The organism is Streptomyces sp. NBC_01017 (assembly GCF_045162795.1).
Lineage (GTDB): Bacteria > Actinomycetota > Actinomycetes > Streptomycetales > Streptomycetaceae > Streptomyces > Streptomyces machairae.
In genome coordinates this window covers 1,860,316-1,877,496 of record NZ_CP108683.1, presented here as the reverse complement: position 1 = coordinate 1,877,496, position 17,181 = coordinate 1,860,316, and the positions used below count along the sequence as shown (strand labels likewise).

At 72.3% G+C, this 17,181-nt stretch carries 14 protein-coding genes and 1 pseudogene; 9 read left to right on the top strand and 6 right to left on the bottom strand.

Annotated elements, in window-relative coordinates; genetic code table 11:
- The first annotated feature begins 76 nt into the window (after positions 1–76).
- The 4 genes from OG331_RS08870 to OG331_RS08855 are packed head-to-tail and all read left to right on the top strand — an operon-like array spanning position 77 to position 3,967.
- Positions 77–1,378: an alpha/beta fold hydrolase gene (locus OG331_RS08870; RefSeq protein WP_406193714.1), complete on the top strand. Its 1,302-nt coding sequence runs from the start codon at positions 77–79 to the stop codon at positions 1,376–1,378.
- 28 nt (positions 1,379–1,406) lie between these two features.
- Positions 1,407–2,150 carry a PIG-L deacetylase family protein gene (locus OG331_RS08865; RefSeq protein ID WP_406193712.1) on the top strand — a complete coding sequence of 248 codons (744 nt, stop codon included), beginning with the start codon at positions 1,407–1,409 and terminating at the stop codon, positions 2,148–2,150.
- Positions 2,151–2,184: 34 nt separating this feature from the next.
- Complete coding sequence (sigJ, locus tag OG331_RS08860; protein WP_406193710.1) at positions 2,185–3,078, top strand: RNA polymerase sigma factor SigJ; 894 nt, start codon at positions 2,185–2,187, stop codon at positions 3,076–3,078.
- A 55-nt stretch (positions 3,079–3,133) separates the two neighbouring features.
- On the top strand, positions 3,134–3,967 hold the full coding sequence (locus OG331_RS08855) for a pentapeptide repeat-containing protein (protein ID WP_406193708.1): 834 nt from the start codon (positions 3,134–3,136) through the stop codon (positions 3,965–3,967).
- Here OG331_RS08855 and OG331_RS08850 read toward each other — a convergent pair.
- Positions 3,929–5,452: a cytochrome P450 gene (locus OG331_RS08850; protein ID WP_406193706.1), complete on the bottom strand. Its 1,524-nt coding sequence runs from the start codon at positions 5,450–5,452 to the stop codon at positions 3,929–3,931. The genes OG331_RS08855 and OG331_RS08850 overlap by 39 nt on opposite strands.
- A gap of 118 nt (positions 5,453–5,570) precedes the next feature.
- On the opposite strand from OG331_RS08850, the gene OG331_RS08845 reads away from it, so the two are divergent.
- Positions 5,571–6,179: a TetR/AcrR family transcriptional regulator gene (locus tag OG331_RS08845; RefSeq protein ID WP_406193704.1), complete on the top strand. Its 609-nt coding sequence runs from the start codon at positions 5,571–5,573 to the stop codon at positions 6,177–6,179.
- Positions 6,180–6,283: 104 nt separating this feature from the next.
- Positions 6,284–7,009 carry a DUF2470 domain-containing protein gene (locus OG331_RS08840; protein ID WP_406193702.1) on the top strand — a complete coding sequence of 242 codons (726 nt, stop codon included), beginning with the start codon at positions 6,284–6,286 and terminating at the stop codon, positions 7,007–7,009.
- On the opposite strand, the gene OG331_RS08835 is transcribed toward OG331_RS08840, so the two are convergent.
- From OG331_RS08835 to OG331_RS08825, 3 genes are all read right to left on the bottom strand, one after another.
- Positions 6,977–8,197 carry a lactonase family protein gene (locus tag OG331_RS08835; protein ID WP_406193700.1) on the bottom strand — a complete coding sequence of 407 codons (1,221 nt, stop codon included), beginning with the start codon at positions 8,195–8,197 and terminating at the stop codon, positions 6,977–6,979. The two genes, OG331_RS08840 and OG331_RS08835, sit on opposite strands and share 33 nt — an antisense overlap.
- A 156-nt stretch (positions 8,198–8,353) precedes the next feature.
- A complete protein-coding gene (locus tag OG331_RS08830; RefSeq protein WP_406193698.1) occupies positions 8,354–9,412 on the bottom strand; it encodes a hypothetical protein in 1,059 nt (352 codons plus the stop codon).
- Positions 9,413–9,463: 51 nt separating this feature from the next.
- Positions 9,464–10,717 (bottom strand): aromatic acid exporter family protein, encoded by a 1,254-nt coding sequence (locus OG331_RS08825; protein WP_406193696.1) that lies wholly within the window; start codon positions 10,715–10,717, stop codon positions 9,464–9,466.
- A gap of 260 nt (positions 10,718–10,977) precedes the next feature.
- Between OG331_RS08825 and OG331_RS08820 the strand changes: the two genes are divergently transcribed.
- Positions 10,978–12,381 (top strand): erythromycin esterase family protein, encoded by a 1,404-nt coding sequence (locus OG331_RS08820; RefSeq protein ID WP_406209853.1) that lies wholly within the window; start codon positions 10,978–10,980, stop codon positions 12,379–12,381.
- Positions 12,382–12,388: 7 nt separating this feature from the next.
- Here the strand turns inward: OG331_RS08820 and OG331_RS08815 are convergent, their stop codons facing one another.
- Complete coding sequence (locus tag OG331_RS08815; RefSeq protein ID WP_406193694.1) at positions 12,389–12,883, bottom strand: FBP domain-containing protein; 495 nt, start codon at positions 12,881–12,883, stop codon at positions 12,389–12,391.
- A 101-nt stretch (positions 12,884–12,984) separates the two neighbouring features.
- Here OG331_RS08815 and OG331_RS08810 point away from each other — a divergent pair.
- Positions 12,985–13,119: pseudogene (locus OG331_RS08810) on the top strand (DUF3626 domain-containing protein); the annotation flags it as partial.
- Between the two features lie 78 nt (positions 13,120–13,197).
- Here OG331_RS08810 and OG331_RS08805 read toward each other — a convergent pair.
- A complete protein-coding gene (locus OG331_RS08805; RefSeq protein WP_406209850.1) occupies positions 13,198–13,797 on the bottom strand; it encodes a PAS domain S-box protein in 600 nt (199 codons plus the stop codon).
- Positions 13,798–13,986: 189 nt separating this feature from the next.
- Here OG331_RS08805 and OG331_RS08800 point away from each other — a divergent pair, with 189 nt between their 5' ends.
- Positions 13,987–17,163 carry a cytochrome P450 gene (locus OG331_RS08800; protein WP_406193692.1) on the top strand — a complete coding sequence of 1,059 codons (3,177 nt, stop codon included), beginning with the start codon at positions 13,987–13,989 and terminating at the stop codon, positions 17,161–17,163.
- Positions 17,164–17,181 lie beyond the last annotated feature (18 nt).

The following is a 17,181-nucleotide window of genomic DNA, read 5'->3' as shown; positions in this document are numbered from 1 at the left end:
TCCCAGGACTCGGTCGGCGGACGAACATGTGCTGAACTGGGACGCGGCCCGAAAACCCTCCGTCCCGGGAGCCCTGTTGACCGTCAGTTACCGCCAGCCCGGCGTCGTCCTCACCGACCGTCACTTCACCGTGCCCCTCGACCACGACGCCCCGACGGGTGAGACGATCGAGCTCTACGCCCGTGAGGTCGTCGCCAGCGACAAGGCGAACCAGGACCAGCCGTGGCTGGTCTACCTCCAGGGCGGCCCCGGCTTCGGGGCGAACCGATTCGTCGGCAAGGGTGCCTGGCTCGGCCGCGCGCTCAAGGAGTACCGCGTCCTGCTGCTGGACCAGCGCGGCACCGGCCACTCCGCACCCGCCAACCGCCAGACGCTCCCGCTGCGCGGCACCGCCGCCGAACAGGCCGACTACCTCACGCACTTCCGTGCCGACTCGATCGTGCGTGACTGCGAGGCGATCCGCCGCGAGGTGACCGGCGGCGCCCCCTGGACCGTCCTCGGCCAGAGCTTCGGCGGCTTCTGCACGGTCAACTACCTCTCCACCGCCCCCGAGGGCCTGACCGCCGCGGTCGTCACCGGCGGCCTGCCCTCCCTCGACGCGCACGCCGACGACGTGTACCGGGCGGCCTACCCGCGCATCGAGCGCAAGGTCGCCGCGCACTACGCCCGCTACCCGCAGGACGTCGAGCGCGCCCGCCGCATCGCCGACCACCTCCTCGCGAACGACGTGGTCCTGCCGAACGGCTACCGCCTCACCGCCGAGGCCTTCCAGTCGCTCGGCATCCTCCTCGGCGGCAGCGAGGGCAGCCACCGCCTGCACTACCTGCTGGAGGACGCCTTCGTCCGCACCCCGCAGGGATCCGCCCTCTCGGACGCCTTCCAGGAGGAGGTCCAGGGCCTGCTGTCGTACGCGAGCCACCCGCTGTACGCCCTCGTCCACGAGGCGATCTACGGCCAGGACGCACGCCCCACCGACTGGTCCGCCGAGCGCGTCCGCGCGGAGTTCCCGCAGTTCGACGCCCCCAAGACCCTCGCGGGCGACGCACCGCTGCTGTTCACCGGCGAGACGATCCACCCCTGGATGTTCGACTGCGACCCGGCGCTGCGCCCGCTGCGCGAGACCGCCGAACTCCTCGCCGCCCGCACCGACTGGAAGCCCCTGTACGACCCGGCGCGCCTCGCCGCCAACGAGGTGCCGGTCGCGGCGGCCGTCTACCACGACGACATGTACGTCGACACCGCCCACTCCCTCGCCACCGCCCGCACCATCCGCGGCCTGCGGACCTGGGTGACGGACGAGTTCGAACACGACGGTGTACGGGCCGGCGGCCCCCGCGTCCTGGACCGGCTGCTCGCGCTCACCCGTGACGAAGCGTGATGTCGGTGTCACGCGTTAGTGTGCGGACATGACCGAGCCGACGATCACTCAGCTGAAGCCCATGCCGGACGACTGGCAGCGCGCGCTCGCCGTCGTCGCGCACCCGGACGACCTCGAGTACGGCTGCTCGGCGGCGATCGCCGCCTGGACCGACGCCGGCCGTGAGGTCACCTACGTCCTCGCGACCCGCGGCGAGGCCGGCATCGACACCCTGGAACCCGCGAAGTGCGCACCGCTGCGGGAGCGCGAGCAGCAGGCCAGCGCGGCCGTCGTGGGCGTGTCGGCGGTGGAGTTCCTCGACCACAAGGACGGCGTGATCGAGTACGGCATGGACCTGCGCCGCGACATCGCCGCCGCGATCCGCAGGCACCGGCCCGAGCTGGTGATCACGCTCAACCACCGGGACACCTGGGGCGGCGTCGCCTGGAACACCCCGGACCATGTGGCGGTGGGCCGCGCCACGCTGGACGCCGCCGGCGACGCGGGCAACCGCTGGATCTTCCCGGAGCTCATCGAGCAGGGCCTGGAGCCCTGGAACGGCGTCCGCTGGGTGGCCGTCGCCGGCTCCAGCACCCCCACGCACGCGGTGGAGGCGACGGCGGGCCTGGAGCGCGCGGTGCGCTCACTGCTCGAACACCGCACCTACATCGAGGTGCTGACGAGCAAGGACCCGGAGACGTACGTCCGTGGCTTCCTCACCGCGAACGCCGAGGCGCTGGGGGAGCGGTTCGGCGGGAAGCCGGCGGTGGCGTTCGAACTGTTCGGCCGGTAGTTCCGACGGATTGACGGGGAGACGGGGGCAGCACGTGAACGACACGGAAGCGCTGGCGGACCGCTTCGAGGAGCACCGCGGCCGTCTCAAGGCGGTCGCCTACCGCATGCTCGGCTCACTCGCCGAGGCGGAGGACGCCGTCCAGGAGGCCTGGCTGAAGCTGAGCCGCAGCGACGCGGGCGCCATCGAGAACATCGGCGCCTGGCTGACCACCGTCGTCGGCCGGGTCTGCCTGGACATGCTGCGCTCGCGCACACGGCGCCACGAGGAGCCCCTGGACGACACCTTCGTCCCGGACCCCGTGATCAGACCGCTGTCGACGATCGATCCCGAGCAGGAGGTTCTCCAGGCCGACTCGGTGGGCCTGGCCCTGCTGGTGGTGCTGGAGGCGCTGGAGCCCGCCGAGCGGATCGCGTTCGTGCTGCACGACATGTTCGCGGTGCCCTTCGACGACATCGCGCCGATCGTGGAACGCTCCTCGGCCGCCACCCGGCAGCTGGCCAGTCGCGCCCGGCGCCGGGTGCGGGGCGCGACGCCATCGTCCGAGCCCGACCTCGGCCGACAGCGGCAGGTCCTCGACGCCTTCATGGCGGCCTCCCGCGCGGGGGACTTCGAGGCGCTGCTCGCGGTCCTCGACCCGGACGTGGTGCTGCGTGCGGACTCCGGGCCGCTGGTCCGCGGTGCGGCGGCGTCGAAGGTGGTGCGCGGTGCGAAGCCGGTGGCCGAACAGGCGCTGCTGTTCGCTCAGTTCGCGCGGTACGCGCAGTTCGTGCTGGTCAACGGCGAGATCGGGGTCGTCCACGCACCCGAGGGGCGGACGCAGTCGGTCATGGGCGTCACCATCGCCGACGGCCGCATCACGCACATGTACATCCTGGCGGACCCCGACCGGCTCGGCGGCCTCGATCTGCCGGGCCTCGACGGCTGAGTCACCCGGGAGCGGAAACCCATCGGCGAGTTTCTCGTTCCGTATGCTGAACGGTATGCAAGATCAGATGTTCGACCGGGCCGACCTGCACGGTGACTGCACAAGCTGCTTCGGGCTGTGCTGTGTGGCCCTTCCCTTCGCCGCGTCGGCCGACTTCGCGGTCGACAAGGCGGCCGGGAAGCCCTGTCACAACCTCCGTGACGACCACCGGTGCGGCATCCACGACCGGCTCCGGCAGACCGGTTTCACCGGCTGCACCGTCTACGACTGCTTCGGCGCCGGCCAGAAGGTCTCGCAGGTCACGTTCGACGGACAGGACTGGCGGACGGGCTCGCGTGAGCACGCCCGGCAGATGTTCGACGTCTTCCCCGTCGTCCGTCAGCTCCACGAACTGCTCTGGTACCTCACCGAGGCACTCACCCTGCCCGCCGCCCGCCCTCTCCGGGCCGACCTGCGGCGCATCCTGGAGAGGACCGAGGAACTCACCCGGGGGACCCCGCAGGAACTCGCGGCGCTGGACGTGGCCGCGCACCGGCAGGACGTCAACGTGCTCCTGCTCAGGACCAGCGAGCTGGCCAGGGCCGGCATCGGCGGCGGGCGCAAGAAGAACCGCCGGGGCGCGGACCTGATGGGCGCCCGGCTGGGGGGTGCCGACCTGCGGGGCGCGAACCTGCGTGGCGCCTACCTCATCGCCGCCGACCTGACCGGCGCCGATCTGCGCGGCGCGGACCTCATCGGGGCCGACCTGCGCGACACCGACCTCACGGACGCCGATCTGACGGACGCCTTCTTCCTGACCCAGCCCCAGCTCAACGCCGCCCGGGGCAGCGCCGGCACACGGCTGCCCGCGTCAGTCGGCCGACCTGCGCACTGGACAGCGGACGTCTGACGTCGCGCTCTCGACGGTCCCGGACGGGACGGGCTCGGTGCGCGCGGTGCCGGGCATCCGTCGCCGCACGCGCAGCCGCAGCCCGTCCGGCATCAGCGTCAGCCGCTCCGTCACCCGCAGCCGATATCCCGGGTCGGCCGGCAGCTCGTACCGGCGCAGCAGCAGACCCAGCACCAGCGTGGCCTCGTGCAGCGCGAACTGGCGCCCGATGCACGCCCGCGCCCCGGTCCCGAACGGCTTGAAGGTGTGCGACGCACGCGTCCGAACGGCCTGTGGATCGAAGCGGTCCGGATCGAAGCGCTCGGCGTCCGGGCCCCACACCTGCGGATCACGGTGCAGCATCGCCGTCAGCACCAGTGCCCAGGCGCCCCGCCGCATCGGATGGTCGCCGCCGAGCACGGTGTCCTCGCGCGCCTCCCGGGCGAAGGCCGGCGCCGTCGGCCACAGCCGCAGCGACTCGTCGAGAATCCGGCGCACATACCGCAGCCGCGCCACCTGGTCGTAGCCGGGCGCCGCCGTGCCGCCCCACACGCGCTCCACCTCGGCGCGGGCGCGAGCCGCGACGTCCGGATGCCGGGACAGATAGTGCAGGGCGAAGGAGAGGGCGCCCGAGGTGGTCTCGTGGCCGGCCACCAGGAAGGTGATCACCTGCCGGCGGACGTTCTGCGCGCAGAGCCGCTCGCCCGTCTCCGGATGGGTGGTCTCCAGCATCCGGTCCAGCAGATCCCCGTCCCCGCCGCCGCCCGCGGTACGGGCGCGGACCAGGTCGTCGACCGTGCGGTTGAGGTAGCCGATGTCGACCTGGTTGCGCTGGGCGGCACGCCGCAGCAGGAACGGCGACGGCGCGGTGTTCAGCCGCTGCGCGTAGCTGAGCGTGCCGACCATCGCCGTCACGAAGGGATGCGGACGGGCGCGTTCGAAGGAGCCGAAGTCGTGCCCGAACCCGGTGCGGGCGATGGTCTCCAGGGTCAGCTTGGTCATGTCCCCGGGGACGTCCACCGCCCGGCCCGCGTCGGCGGCGCGGTCCCAGGAGTCCATGAGCCGGTCGGCGACGGCCAGCATCATCGGGTGGTAGCCCGCCATGGCCTCCCGGCTGAACCCCGGCGCCAGGACATCGTGCGCCAGCTGCCAGTTCGGCTCGTGGTTGTACGCCGTGAACAGGCCGTCCCCGACGACCGGCCGCAGGTTGGCTATGCCGAGCCCCACATGCTTGGCGAACCGCGACTCGTCCGCCATGTCGGCCGCGAGGCCGGCGCCCCACACGAACACGAACTCCTTGTTGAAGGCCTTGCGCCGGAAGATCGGCCCCAACTGCCGGGCGAACCGCAGGGAGTCCTGCAGCGGTGTACGCCGACTGGCGCCCAGCGCATCACCGAGCAGCGGGAGCCGGTGCGGAGGATGCGGGATGCGGGACAGCTCCGGCCAGCCCTGCTCGGCGCTGCGGAATCCCCTCGGAAGTCCGGACCCGGTCGTTGTCTCCGCCATGACGCGATCTCCCTCGATCTCCCTTGATCCAGCGGCACGTTGAGCTCGTTGTACGTGGGTTCAATAACGCGTTTCAGTGTGATCCCGCTATTGAACCCACGTCAAGTAAAGTGCGGGCATGGCCGCGAACCAGGGCGAGCGCACCCGCCGCCGGCTCAGCACGGAGGAACGCCGTGAGCAGCTCCTCGCGGTAGGGGCGCGGCTGTTCTCGGAGAGTCCGTACGACGAGGTGTGGATCGAGCAGGTCGCCGAGATCGCCGGCGTCTCCCGCGGGCTGCTCTACCACTACTTCCCGACGAAGCGTGACTTCTTCGCGGCCGTCGTCGAGCGGGAGAGCGAGCGCATGCTGCGGATGACGGCCGCCGTGCCCGGAGTCCCGGTCCGCGAGCAGCTCGCCGCGAGCCTCGACAGGTATCTGGAGTACGTCGAGGCGCACGCGCACGGCTACCGCGCCTTCCATCGCGCCGACGCGGCCGGCGACCACGCCGTGCGCAAGGTCTATCAACAGGCCCTTGCCGCGCAGGAGAAGCAGATCCTGGCGGCGATGTCGGCCGACCCCGAGTTCGGCCCGGCCTTCGAGAAGCGGCCCGACGTCCGGCTCGCGGTGCGCGGCTGGCTGGCGTTCACCACGGCCGTCTGTCTGGAGTGGCTGCGGGGTTCCGACCTCTCGCGGGAGCAGGTGCGCGACCTGTGCGCCCGCGCCCTGCTGGGTGTCATCGCCCGCTGAGTGCCCCCGCGCACGTCGAAGAGATCCCACAGGAACGCCGTGGCCGGTTGGCGTGCGGCTCGATCTTCGATAGGTTAGGTGAGGCTTACCTAAGGAGGTATGGGATGGGTGACAGCCAAGCCTGGACGGCGGCACCTTCCGCGGCGGAACGAGCACGGTCGGTGCTGGCCGGCGCGTGGTCCTGCGGGGTGACTGCGGAGAGCTGCCGCGAGGAGCTCGTGGGCGCGCACACCGTGACCGAGGAGGGGCGCGTCCTGCTGGAGGTGCCGGAGGACAGCGTGCTCGTCACGGCGGCGATCTGCGCGCCCCGCGGAGAGCCCTCCGCCGTCCTGGAGTTCGCCGACGTCGCCCCCGTGCCCGTACGCAGGCGGATCCGCACCCGGCTCTGGATGTCCGGCTGGTTCACGCCCGAGGACGGCAAACTCGCGTTCAAGGCCACCCGTGTGGTGCTGCGGCAGCCGTCCGGTCCCGTGGTCGTCGACCTCGACGAGTTCGCGGACGCCGCGCCCGACCCGCTGGCCACCGCCGAGGCCCGGCTGCTCACGCACCTCGCCGACTGCCACCCGGACGCCGTCGAGCGGCTCACCCGCCTCGTGGAGTCCGACAGTCTGCACGGCGCCGTCCGCGTCCAGCCGCTCGCCGTCGACCGGCACGGACTGACGCTGCGCATCGAACGTGCCAGCTCGCACGGTGACGTACGGCTGCCGTTCCACCGGCCCGCCGACGACGTCGCGCAGCTCACCGAGCGCATGCACATCCTGCTCGCCCAGGCCAGCGCCGCCTCCTGCCCGCGTGCCCTACAGCGGCAGCGCACAGACGGCGACGGGTGACGCGAACGGCTCGCCCGCGAGCTTCAGTTCACCGCTGTCCTCGTCGACATGGAAGACGCTGACGGTGCTCGACCGCTGATTCGCCGTGAACAGCAGCGTGCCGTCCGGCGAGAGGGCGATCTGCCGCGGGAAGTCCCCGGACACCGGCACCGTGTCGAGCAGCCGCAGCCGGGCGCCGTCCGCCTCCACCGCATAGCGCGTGAGGCTGTTGTGGCCGCGGTTGGCGAGATAGGCGTAACGGCCGTTCCGCGTCACCACGGGCTGCGCCGGATAGCTGGTGCCCGAACCCGTGCCCGTGGACTGCGCCGCGCCGATGCTCAGCCGGCCCGTGCCGACGTCGTACGCGCAGACCGCCACCGTGTTGTCGACCTCGTTGGCCAGATACGCGTACCGCCCGCCCGGGTGAAAGGTGAGATGCCGCGGGCCCGCACCCGGCTCGGTCCGCGCCCGCGCGACCTCGGAGAGCGTGCCGGCCTTCTGGTCGAGGCGGTAGCTGTACACCGTGTCCGTGCCCAGGTCGACGGCGAGCACATGGCCGCCGTCGGGGCTGGTGACGAACTGGTGCGCATGCGGGCCGTCCTGGCCCGGACCGGGCGCCGGATCGGAGTGCGTGACGAGATCGGTGCGCTCACCGAGCGCGCCCGAGGCGTCGATCGGGTGCACGGCCACGCTGCCCGTGCCGTAGTTGGCGCTCAACAGCCAGCGCCCGCTCGGATGCACGGACAGATGGCAGGGCGCCGCGCCGCCGGTGCTGCGGCTCCCCAGAACCTTGCGGTCGGCAAGGCGGACGGCGGTCACGGCACCGTCCTCACGCTCGTTGACCGCGTACAGCGTCCGGCCGTTCGGGTGCAGCGCCAGATACGACGGGTCGCCGACTCCGCCGATTGTGCCGGCCCCGGTGATGCGGCCCGATTCCGGATCGTACGTGGCCAGGCCGATGCCCTCGCCGCCGCCGTCGACGGAGGTGTAGGTGCCGAGGTGGAGAGGGCGGGGGCCGGACGGCTCGCGGCTCTCGGTCTGGGAGCTCGGACGCGTACCGGGGCCGGTGGCTTCGGGAGCTGCCGTGTCGGCCGTGTCCGCGGGGGCGGGGGCGTCGTCACACGCCGTGGCCGCCGGGAGTGTCACGCCGGCGGCCGATCCCGCGAGGGTTCCGACGAATCGGCGCCTGCTCAGCCCACCACTGCCCATGTCCACACCTCAGGTCGTCGGTCGTCGTGGTCGTGACAGCAACCTTGGCGTGGATCAGCAGCCCAGCGCAAGAACGGCAACGTGCGTTGCGCAGGGTGCAATGAGAGGGGTGTGGCTCCGCTTGCCGTCCGTCAGCCGGGAGTTGCCGTGCCCCGGCTACCAGTCACCGTCCTCCACCGGCTTCCCCGGCGCGTCCTTGAGCGGCTTCACCTGGCTGGTCGAGGGTGCCTGCCAGGGCTCGTGGTCGTCGCCGAGCCAGTCGCCGACCGGCTTCACGGCTCCCAGCGTGTCCGTGGGGGCGAGATCCTCGGCGTCCTGGTCGTAGTAGTCGAACCAGGGCAGCCCCGCGCGCGTGTACGCCGCCCGGTCCACCGGGGACGGCGGGGGAGCCTCGCCGGTGATGCGGCGCCACTCCGGGGGCGTGACGAGATGGACGAAGACCCGGCCGGCGGGGGTCTCGGCCCAGTCCGAGAGCGGACGGTCGTCCTCGTAGACCTCCTGGCGCATCGAACCGCCGACGCCCAGGCCCATCGCCGCGGCGGCCCTGCGCGTCCCGCCCGCCGATGCGCCGGCGGGCGCCGAGACCGCACCCTGGGCGGGAGCCGCCGCCATCGGCATGGCGGCGCCATAGCCTCCGGACGGCATGAACGCCCGTGCCCGCTCCGCCCGCAGCGTCTCCTCCCGACGCCACCGCGCCAGCTGCGGCTCCTTCAGCGGGAACGACTGGAGCTGTACGCCGCCCCAGACCTCCTCGCCCGTGACCTGGCCCTCGACGGTCGCGCCCAGCCCGAGCGGCACCGCCACGAACTGGCGGACCGTGCCCTTCCCGGAGTTGATGCCGTCCAGCCAGCGCTGGCGGGGCAGCACGACGTAGTTCTGCGGCTTGTGGCGCAGCCGGTCGCTCCACGGCTTCCCCGAGACCGCACACACCTTGCCCACGCCGACCTGGAGGGCGGCCGGCTCGGCGGTGCCCCCGAAGCTCAGCCACATCGCCTCGCGCAGATACACCGGGAGCATCACACCGCCGCGCGCCCGCCACGCCTCGGGAACGGTGTCCGGGTAATCCGCAACCCGCCGGACCGGGAACTCCCCGAGCCCCGGCGGCAGTGCATGCGTGCCCGACTCGGGCAGCCGCAGCGTACGGATGAACCGCACCGCCACCCCGCCCGGCAGCCGCAGCGTGTTCCCGTCGATCCGTACGGTCGTGTCGGCCATCGGCCCCCGCTCCCTCGCGTCCGGCGCCGGCCCCGTCCGTCCCCGCGCTCCCTACCGAGAACGTTCGAAGAACCCCGTCCGGTTCCGCCACAGCTGCTCCTGAACACCCATCCGCTCGCGCAGCCGGGTCAGGCGCGGCATCCGGGCGCGGGACTCCTGCGACACGCGGTCCAGTTCCTCCAGCAGCCGGCGCGAGCGGTGCTCGGTGTCGAGCTCGTCGAGGATGCGGTTGACCTCGGTCAGGACGGCGCCGTGCAGCTGCCAGTACCGCGTCTCGCGCTCGGCCTCCTCGCGCAGCAGCGGGGCGAGCTTGTCGCGGGTGCCCGCCGCCGTGCGCAACTCGGCGGCCAGCCGGGACTCCGCCGCGTCGGCGTTGCTGCTGACATTGGTGGTGACCAGCACCGAGAAGCTGACCACCGCGTCGGCGATCTCGGACAGCAACTGCCCCAGGACGGCGCCCGTCTCCTCCGCGAACAGCGGCTCGGGCTCGCGATCCCTCGCGAGGTCCGTGAGGGAGCGGGCCAGCACCCGCAGCACGACCGTGCAGATCTCCAGCGTGTCGAGCCCGGTGCGCAGCACCACGCGGTGCAGCACGCTGTCGCGCACGCGCGGATTGAGCCGCAGGCTGTCCTCGGCCTGCCGCAGGGCCGCGTCCACCTCGATGATGTCGTGGTCGAGCCGGCGTGCCTCGTGCAGCCGGGCCGCGGCCTCCTCGAACGCGGGGCGGCCGGCCGCCTCCTCGCCGATGCGCAGCATCAACTGCCGCAGCCGGCGGGCCAGTCCTCCCATCGACTCGCCGGCCTCGTCCACCCACACCGGCGGCGCGAGGAGCAGATTGAAGCCGAGCCCGACCACCGCGCCGATCAGCGTCTCCAGGACCCGCGCCCATGCCGTGTCCCCGACGGTCGTGACCCCGAGGACCAGCATCGCGCTGATCGCCACTTCGGGCACGTACTCGTTGACCCGCACAAGGTGCCCGACCCCGAGGGAGGCCACGATCAGCAGGGCGAGGCTCCACCAGGTCAGGCCGACCAGGAGGCTGAAGGCGATGGCCACCAGGACGCCGGCCACCACCGCGTTCACCCGGCGGATGCCGTTGGTGAGCGTGGCGTAGAAGGTCACCTGGACGACCAGCAGCGCGGTCAGGGGCGCGGTCAGCGGGGCGGCCTCCGGACTCAGGCGCAGCGCGATGACGTAGGCGATCGTCGCCGCGGCCGCCGATCGCAGCGTCTGGACCACCACGGGGTCCCGGCGCAGTTTCCCGAGCCGTTCCCGGAGCGCCGGTTCCTCACGTACCTCTCGCATCCTTGGGCTGTTCCCTTTCCACAGATGCTTCCCACACCCTGCTTGCGGAACGTAACGGTCCGCAAGGACCCCCAGATTGATCGCAGCGGCCGCCGTACGGCAAGGGGCCGGTCCGGTGATCGTCGACACCCGCGCGCGGCCGGGCGGCCGACCGGGTCCGGGACTGGGGAAAACCCCCGCCGTCACCCCAAGGTTGTCCGCACCCCGGGACGGAGGACCGTCGGATGGTCCCCGCCCGCCCGGAACGCAAGCCTTGGATCATGCAATGGCAATGGCAATGGCAATGGCAATGGCAATGGCATCGGCATCGGACCGGATTAACGCTGACCCTGTTCATCATCCTCGCCGCCCTGACGACCGGCATCCCGGCCACGGCGGCACCAGCCGCCACCACCACCTCCTCCACCACCGTCGTCGAGGCGCTCAACCGTGCCGCCCACCCGCTGCGGACCGTGGAACCGGGCGGCAACACCCGCGATCTGCGCCCCCTGGACCGGATGATCGGCGACGCGCGGGTCGTCGGCCTGGGGGAGGCCACCCACGGCTCGCACGACTTCTTCGCCCTCAAGGCCCGCGTCTTCTGGCATCTCGTCGAGGAGAAGGGATTCCGCACCTTCGCCCTGGAGGCCCCCTGGAGCACCGGTGTGCGTCTCAACGACTATGTGCTCCACGGCAAGGGCGATCCCCGGCGCATCATGCGCGCGGAGTTCCAGCGGGACTACCTGTGGTGGAACAACACCGACTATCTGCGGCTCGTCGAGTGGATGCGCGGATACAACGTCCGGCACCCCGGCGACCCCGTCCGTTTCATGGGCGACGACATCGCCTGGACCGGACCCGAGTCGTACGACGCCGTCGAGGACTACGCGGCCGGTGCCCGGCCCGAGCTGAGCGCCCGCCTCGCCGCGCTCTACCGCGGGCTGCGGCCCACCGTGCCGACCGGCGCGTACATCGAGCAGTACCTGGGCCTGCCGTACGCCGAACGCAAGGAGCGGGCGGAGCGCACGGGCGAGGCGCTCGCGCTGCTGCGGCGGCAGTCCGCGGACGGGGCCGGCGCCGCCGCCGACACGGAGGCGTACGACTGGGCCGTCCAGCAGGCGACGGTGATCGACCAGACCGCCCGGCAGTACGACTTCGACGTCGAGGACCCTGCCCAGATCGCCGAGGCCATGCGCTATCGCGACGGGGTGATGGCGGCCAACGTGGTGTGGTGGCAGGAGCACACCGGCACCAAGGTGCTGCTGTCGGCCCACAACAACCACGTCGGCCATGTCCCGGAAGTGCCTGCCGAGAACCCCGAGGTCCAGGGTGCCTTCCTGCGTGACCGCCTCGGGGCGGGCTATGTGAGCGTGGGCCTGACCTTCGGCCACGGCTCGTTCAACGCCACCGGCTGGGACGACGACACCATCCGCCGCTGGACGCTCGGCCCGGCGGGCCCGGGCAGCAACGAGCGGACCCTCGACCGGGTGCGGCACGGCGGCGACTACGTACTGGACCTGCGGTCCGTCGGATCACCGGCCGACGACTGGCTGCGCCGGGCCCGGCCGACGCGCAGCATCGGCACCGCCTGTCCGGACGGCCCGCACGACATCGCGCTCGCCCGCAGCTACGACGTCCTGATCCATCTGCGCGAGGTGGAGGCGGCGCGGCTGCGGGACCGGTAGCTGCCTGTCAGGCATACAGCTTGTCGATGAAGGCGGCCAGATTGCCCGTGGTCCGGACGATCTGCTCCTCCACCGTCAGGCTCTCCTCGAAGCGGGCCCCGGAGTCCGGGACCTTCTTGCCCCGGACGTAGAGGGAACAGGCGAGGTCGGTGCACATGTACACGCCGACGGAGTTGCCCTCGCGTCCGGCGGGGCCCGCTTTGCGCGCCGTCATCAGCGAGACGCCGCCGCCCGGATGGGTGGTCAGACAGAGCGAGCACATGCTGCGGTGCAGGAACCCGCGCCGCGAGGTCGGGAACCGGAAGGTGACGCCCACCGGCCGCCCCTCCCGCTCGACCACCAGATAGCTGCGATCGGGCGCCCCCGGGTCCCGCCACCCCAGGAAGTCGAGGTCGTCCCAGGGGCGTTCACCGAGATCGCGGGGGAGGGAGACGCGCTTCGCCTCCCCTTTCGAGCAGTTGATGAAAGAGTTGCGGACGTCCTGCTCGGTGAGCGGCTTCATGGGGGGCCTCCTGAGGGCTCAAGCGTCACAAAGTCAAACCTAGAGGTACTAGGTTCTTGGCTAGGTTAGGCAGGGTGCAGGAGGGGGGCCAGTGAATTTCGGCGAGGGCGAGGCCCGTGTACGGCGCGCTGAACTTCCGGCACCAAGTGGCCGGCGCCGCCCCACGGTTCGGCTCCTCGCACGTCCGCCTGGCCGGCACGGCGCTCGCCCGGGCGACCTTCTGCGCTGCCGAACCGAATTCCAGAACCTGCGACTGGCCGGGCGGACATGCCGTCGGTTGCTTCGGCGCGCGCCCCTGCCGGTACCGGCACCGCCTACTCCGCCCCGTCCCACGAGGCCGGTGTCGGGGGCCACATCCCCGGGGCGAGGACGCCCAGTGCGTAGGCGCGGGCGACCAGCTCCGTGCGGTTGGCCGCGTTCCAGCGGGACGAGAGGCGGCGCAGGTGGTAGTTCACGCCGTCCACCGTGAGGTCGGTCTCGCGGGCGGCCTGGGCGGTGGTGGTGCCTGAGGCGAGGAGGGCCAGGATGCGGGCCTCGATCGGTGCGACCTGTGGGGGGCGGCGCTGTTCGTGTGCCTCGCGCTCGGCGAGGACGCGGAGCATCACCAGCAGTGCCGGCGTGTCCTCCACGGTGTCGCTCACCGGGTCGGCCGTGAGCTCCCCGTACCGCTGCGTACCGTCCGGAGCCCGCCAGCGCACCGACACCTGATACCGCGACCGGTGCCGCAGCCGCAGCGCCTCGGCGATCCGCTCCACCTGCGTCGCCTCCTGCGGCCGGAACAGCTCCAGCACGTCCCGGCCCCGCAGCCGCCCCGGCGTCGTACCGAACTCGGCCGCCATCGCGGGATTGGCCACCTGGACCGCGCCGTACACATCGCACACCGCGACCGGCACCGAGACGCGGTCGAAGACCATCAGGGCACGATTGCGCCACACCACGGCCGCGGGGTGGGCCCAGTCCACGGACACCTCCTGTCACCGGGCGCAAGTACCGCGCGCGTTTCCGCACTACACAATCATGTAGTGCGGGGGCGTCGTGGGCCGGGACCCGTCGCTCACGCTTGATCGCAGTACTCCCGTACCGCGAAAGGCACTTGTCGCGCCATGCCCCCCACCGCGTTGCACCCCCAGCCCCTCGACGCCCTCCCCGGCGTCCCCGTCGTCGACATCACCGCCGTAGGACCCGGCTGTACCCCGATCCAGCAGGTCATGGAGCTGATGCGGGAGCACGGGCCGGTGCTCGTGCGGCGGCTGCACGGGCGGGACGCACTGTTCACCGCCGACCTGGATCTGGTGGCCGACCTCGCGGACGAGAAGCGGTTCGCCAAGCATGTCGGGCCCGCCCTGGAGAACGTGCGGGAGTTCGCCGCCGACGGGCTGTTCACGGCGTACAACGACGAACCGAACTGGGCCAGGGCGCACGACATCCTGATGCCCGCGTTCGCGCTCGGCTCGATGCGCACCTACCACCCGGTGATGCTGAAGGTGGCCCAGCGGGTCCTGGCGTCCTGGGATCGTGACGCCCGTGACGGCCGGCCGGTCAACGTGCCCGACGACATGACCCGCATGACCCTCGACACCATCGGGCTCGCCGGTTTCGGGTACGACTTCGGGTCGTTCGAGCGGGCCGAGCCGCACCCCTTCGTCGAGTCGATGGTCCGCTGCCTGGAGTGGAGCATGAACCGGCTCGCCCGCATCCCGGGACAGGACCACTCCGCCGCCGACGCGGCCTTCCGGGACGACGCCGACCATCTCGCGCAGGTCGTCGACGACGTCATCGCCTCCCGCGCCGGCACCGACCAGCGCGACGCCGAGGACCTCCTCGGGCTGATGCTCACCGCCGAGCACCCGAAGGACGGCAGCACCCTCGACGCGGCCAGCATCCGCAACCAGGTCATCACCTTCCTGATCGCCGGTCACGAGACGACCTCCGGCGCGATGTCCTTCGCGCTGTACTGCCTCGCCAAGCACCCGACCGCGCTCCGGCTCGTGCAGCGCGAAGTCGACGAGCTGTGGGGCGACCGGGCCGACCCCGAGCCGACCTACGACGAGATCGGCAAGCTGACGTACACCCGCCAGGTCCTCAACGAGGCGCTCAGGCTCTGGCCCACCGCCGCCGCCTTCAGCCGTCACGCCCTCGAAGACACCCTGCTCGGCGGACGCATCCCGCTGCGCGCCGGGCAGCCCGTCACCGTGCTTGCGCCGATGCTGCACCGGCAGCCGGTCTGGGGCGACAACCCCGAGCTGTTCGACCCCTCCCGTTTCACGCCGGAGGCGGAGGCGGCCCGTTCGGTGCACGCATTCAAGCCGTTCGGCACCGGTGAACGCGCCTGCATCGGGCGGCAGTTCGCCCTGCACGAGGCGACCATGCTGCTGGCGATGCTGGTCCACCGCTACCGGCTGCACGACCACGCCGACTACCGCCTCACGGTCAAGGAGACCCTCACCCTCAAGCCCGACGGCTTCACCCTGACCCTGACCCCGCGCACCCCCGCCGACCGCGTGCACACCCCGCTGCCCGGCGCCGCCCCCGCGGTCACGGAGGCCGCGTCCGACACGACCGCCCTTCCCGCCCGTGTCCGCCCCGGCACCAGCGCCCTGTTCCTGCACGGCAGCAACTACGGCACCTGCCGCGACTTCGCCGCCCAGCTGGCCGACGAGGCCGCCGCCATCGGCTGCGAGACACAGGTCGCGGCGCTGGACGAGTACGCGGGCGGTCTGCCCACCGACCGCCCCGTCGTGATCACCGCCGCCTCCTACAACGGCCGCCCCACCGACGACGCCACCGCCTTCGCCGCCTGGCTTCAGGAGGCGGCGGACGCCACGGACGTCACCTACGCCGTCCTCGGCGTCGGCGACCGCAACTGGGCCGCCACCTACCAGCACGTCCCGACCCGCATCGACGACCGCCTCGCCGAACTCGGCGCCACCCGTCTCGTCGGCCGCGCCGCCGCCGACGCCTCCGGCGACCTGACCGGCGCGGTACAGGACTTCACCGCCAGGCTCCGCACCGCGCTGCTGGAGCAGTACGGCGACCCGGACGCCACCGTCCCGGCCGACGACGAGCCGACGAGCGCGTACGAGATCCGCACCCTGACCGGCGGCCCCCTGCACGCCCTCGCCGAACGGCACGGCCTCGTCCCCATGACCGTCACCGAGGCGTACGACCTCACCGCCCCCGGCCACCCGCGCCGCAAGCGCTTCGTCCGCGTCGCCCTGCCGGACGGCGTCACCTACCGCACCGCCGACCACCTCACCGTCCTGCCCGCCAACGCCCCGGCCCTCGTCGACCGCGCCGCCGCCGCACTCGGTGTGGACCTCGACTCCGTCCTGGACATCCGGCCGGCCCGCCCGCGCCGCGACGGCCTCGCGGTGGACCGGCCTTTGACGGTACGTCAACTCCTCACGCACCACGTCGAGTTGCAGGAGCTCCCGAGCGCCGACCGGCTCTCGGCCCTCGCCGCCGCCAACCCGTGTCCGCCGGAGCGCACGGCTCTGGCGAACCTCACCGACGATCCGCGCACCCTGGTCGAGCTGATCGAGGACTTCCCCGCCCTGCGCGGCGCCCTCGACTGGCCGCAGCTCCTGGAGATCCTGACCCCGCTGCGCCCGCGCCACTACTCCGTCTCGTCCTCGCCCGCCGTCGACCCCGGCCACACGGACCTGATGATCTCCCTGCTCCAGGCCCCGGCGCGCTCCGGCAAGGGCACCTACCGCGGCACCGGATCCGGACACCTCACCACCGTCCGGCCCGGCGACACGGTGTACGCCCGCGTCCAGCCCTGCCGGGAGGTCTTCCGGATCGACGCCGACACTCCCGTCGTCATGGTCGCCGCGGGCACCGGCCTCGCCCCGTTCCGCGGCGCGATCGCCGACCGTACGGCGGCCCTCGCGCTCGGCGCCGAACTCGCCCCCGCCATCTGCTACTTCGGCTGCGACGCTCCCGACGCCGACTACCTGCACGCCGAGGAACTGCGCGCCGCCGAGGCCGCCGGAGCCGTCTCGCTCCGCCCGGCCTTCAGCGCCGCCCCGCAAGACGGTGTGGCCTTCGTGCAGCACCGGATCGCCGCCGAGGCCGACGAGCTCTGGGAGCTGCTCGGTTCGGGTGCCCGGGTGTACGTCTGCGGTGACGGTTCGCGGATGGCGCCGGGCGTGCGGGAGGCGTTCCGTACGCTGTACCGGGAGCGCACGCCGGGTGCCGACGACGCGGCGGCCGGGGAGTGGCTCGACGCACTGGTCGCGGACGGCCGCTACGTGGAGGACGTCTACGCGGCCGGCTGACCGAAGGGGCGGGGTGGG